This window comes from Mesorhizobium sp. dw_380 (genome assembly GCF_018588885.1).
GTDB lineage: Bacteria > Pseudomonadota > Alphaproteobacteria > Rhizobiales > Rhizobiaceae > Mesorhizobium.
In genome coordinates, this window is record NZ_JAFFIW010000141.1 from 1 (window position 1) to 754 (window position 754).

1 protein-coding gene is annotated in these 754 nt (G+C 65.3%); it reads left to right on the forward strand.

Features of this window, described 5'->3' with window-relative positions:
• The coding region (locus JT360_RS33275) for a condensation domain-containing protein (RefSeq protein ID WP_250889252.1) at nucleotides 1-754 on the forward strand (754 nt) is incomplete at both ends.

The following is a 754-nucleotide window of genomic DNA, read 5'->3' on the forward strand; positions in this document are numbered from 1 at the left end:
TGAGACGGTGCCGGGCGGGATTGCCAACGTCGAGGACATCTATGCGCTATCGCCGCTGCAGGACGGCATCCTGTTCCACCACCTTCTGGCGCAGAAAGGTGATCCATATCTGATCCGCGGCCAGATGGCTTTTGCCGAGCGGGACCGGCTGGACCGCTATCTGTCGGCGGTGCAGCGCGTGGTCGACCGGCACGCCATCCTGCGCTCGGCGTTTGTGTGGGAGGGTCTGTCGTCGCCGGTGCAGGTGGTGTGGCGGCATGCGCCGCTCAGCATCACTGAGGTCGAGCTCGACCCCGCCGCCGGACCTGGCGTGGAGCAGCTGAGGCGTCGCTACGCCCCGCAGCACCTGCGGCTCGACCTGACCCAGGCGCCTTTGATGCGCTACGTGGTGGCGCGGGATCCCGAGAGCGACCGCTGGCTGTTGCAAGTAACAAGTCACCACCTGATAGAAGACGCTGCTTCAGCAGAACCCTTTTTCATGGAGATCGATGCGATCCTGGCGGGCCGGGAGGATGATCTGCCGGTTGCGGAGCCGTTCCGCAATGTTGTGGCGCAGGCACGTCTCGGGATCCCAGAGGCGGAGCATGAGCGGTACTTCCGCGAGCGGCTTGGCGATGTCGATGAGCCTTCGCTGCCATTCGGCCTGACGGAGGTGCGGGGCGATGGCGAAGGTGTGGTGGAAGTGTACCGGAAGCTGCCGCAGGCCCTCAACGATCGTCTTCGAGGGCAAGCCCAGCGATTGGGGGTGAGCCTG